Genomic DNA, 2366 nt, shown 5'->3' with positions numbered 1-2366 from the left:
CCGACTTCCTGGAAGCGGGCAAAGGGCACCCAGTCTTGGCTGAGGAAGGTGAGCGGAAAGCCGACACCGGGTTCGAGGTCAAGCCGGAAGAGTTCTGGTCCAGGGCTATCGCATATGGGTTTTGCCGAACTGGGCGAGGAGGCGGGTGAGGAAAGTGTCATCCCATGCGGCGCGCATGCGCTTTCCTTTTATGGACTCCTTGGAGCCTTCGAGCTTGGCAAGGTTGAGAGCCAGGCGCCGCAGCAGGGCGATGTTCTGCGGTCCGTGGTCCTTGCGGGTTCTGGCTTGGTCTTCGTTCATGGTTACATCGAGAACCCAGTGCAGGCCGTTCTCCACCCCCCAATGGGCGCGGGCCACCCCACCAAAATGCTCGGCGCTGAGCGGAGTGCTCAGCAGGTAGTAGGCGGTTTCAGTGCTGATCTTGGCGCCCACCTCGCGGGTGCGGAGCACGCGGCCAATGGCAGCCAGCCCGGGCCAGGCATGTCGCTCTTGCAGCCAAGCGATGTTGGTCGAGACCAGGCTGGCGCGGGTCTCGATGCGGCCGTGGTCGCCATCGACCGTGACGTGGGCAAGCTCGGCGGTGCGGGTGGGGTCGTCGAAGAAACAGCGAACATCGGCGTGCAGGCTGCCCTGGTTGCCTTTCAGCGCGAGCACATAATCCCCGCCCTGTTCGACCACCTGGGCGGCGATGACCCGCTGACAGTTGAGTGCGTCGGCGGTGACGATGCAGCCCTTCAGCGACAGGAGTTCCAGCAGCTTCGGCACCGCTGTGATCTCATTGGACTTGCCGTCGACCGCCACCTGACCGAGCAGCAGGCGCTGCTCCGCGGACCAGGCATGGACCATATGCAGCGGCGACTTGCCCGTGGCACGATCAAACGAGCGCCGCAGCGTCTTGCCATCGACGGCCACCACGCCTCGCAGGCTCTCAGCGAAACGCTGCATGAAGCGGGTGAAGCAGGTCTCGAACGCTTTCGGGTCGAGCAGGCGGAACACTCGGCTGAAGGTGTCATGGCTGGGCGTGCCATGACGCAGGCGCAGAAACTGGCGCAGGTACGGCGCTTTGATCTCTCCGAACAGCGCCATGTCCGAGCAATCCTCGCCACCAGACAGCAGAGTGCAGAGCGCGATCATCAACAACTCATGCAGGTCGTGGCGGGCGTTGTCCTGGCGTGGGTCCACAACCTCGGCGAAGCAGGCGACGAACTCTTCCACGGGGCGGCCTCAGCGCTGAAGTGATCGCCGAGCCTCCAGCCATGCCCCCTACACCGCAACGCCCGCGCTCAAGCGTCAGCGCTAACGCTAACGCCATATGCGATAGCCCTGTTTCCAATCCCCTTCTGGATTGACGACACCGACGCGATGACCTGTGACCGTGCGACTGGGAGATGCTGGTCGAGCCGTGGATCAGTGGCCTGCCGGAGCGTCCTTCAAAGAGAAAGCGCAGGCAGGCCACTGATCCACGGCGGGGGAGCGGCTGAGAGGGATGCGTTGCTCTGCGCTCCTCGCCTTTGGGCCATGTTCAAGTTGCAAGACCAGCCTGAAGCACTGAGTGACGAAGCCTCGAAGGTTCGCGGCCCGTCACGGTAGAGGCACATTCCAGCGCGCGCATGACTGGCGTTGTCGTTGCGCCGGAGCGGGCGCAAGCGACAAGCGCCGTGCAGCATCTGCCCGCCGGGGTTGGTCCTGCACATGGTTGTTTGCTGGCCTGTTTGTCGTTATCGCTCTGGCCTACCTCCATTCGGAATGCGGTCGACCCCGCTGAAGCCTGTCACTGGCGTGCTTGGAAAGTCCGGTCAGTCGCATCCTTATGTCCGGCCTGCTGCGCGGCATCGACCGCTGGCCATCATGGATGTTCGCATGCGTGTCAGGCGCCAATCTGTTTGGCGTGCTCGAGGCACACGACTCTCAACGGCTTCGCCTGAAACTGCCTGGCTTGCAGCCCTTTCCATCACGCTGTTCAGCGCTTGCTGCCGGGTCGAGCGGGCTTGCGCCCGCCGCCTACCATGCGCGCTCGTGCATCACACCGTTGCTGCCGCAGCCGGCGCGGCACCACCCTTCGCACGGTAGACCTCGTTGCGCGCCATCACCGCCCAGGCGATACGCGCCATCTTGTTGGCCAGGGCCACCGTCACATGCCGAACAGGACGCCGCTCCAGTAGCCCCCGCACCCACGCTCCCGCGGCACTGTTCCACTGCTCGGCGCGGTACACCATCGAGGTGGCGCCGAGCACCAGCAAGGTCCGGATCTGCCGGTTGCCCGTCTTGGTGATCCTACCAAGACGGATCTTGCCGCCAGTCGTGTGCTGGCGCGGCACCAACCCCAGCCAGGCCGCGAAATGGCGTGCGCTCGGGAAGTTCCCGAT

2 protein-coding genes are annotated in these 2366 nt (G+C 64.4%); both read right to left on the bottom strand.

Annotation, left to right across the window (positions count from 1 at the left end; all coding sequences use genetic code 11):
- Positions 1–105 precede the first annotated feature (105 nt).
- Complete coding sequence (locus VJS90_RS08655; protein ID WP_324121013.1) at positions 106–1215, bottom strand: ISAs1 family transposase; 1110 nt, start codon at positions 1213–1215, stop codon at positions 106–108.
- 806 nt (positions 1216–2021) lie between these two features.
- On the bottom strand, positions 2022–2366 hold a 345-nt coding region (locus VJS90_RS08650; RefSeq protein WP_324121011.1), incomplete at its 5' end, for a transposase.

The sequence above is a fragment of the Pseudomonas sp. genome, from assembly GCF_035277045.1.
GTDB lineage: Bacteria > Pseudomonadota > Gammaproteobacteria > Pseudomonadales > Pseudomonadaceae > Aquipseudomonas.
This window is presented reverse-complemented; position numbering and strand designations above follow the sequence as displayed.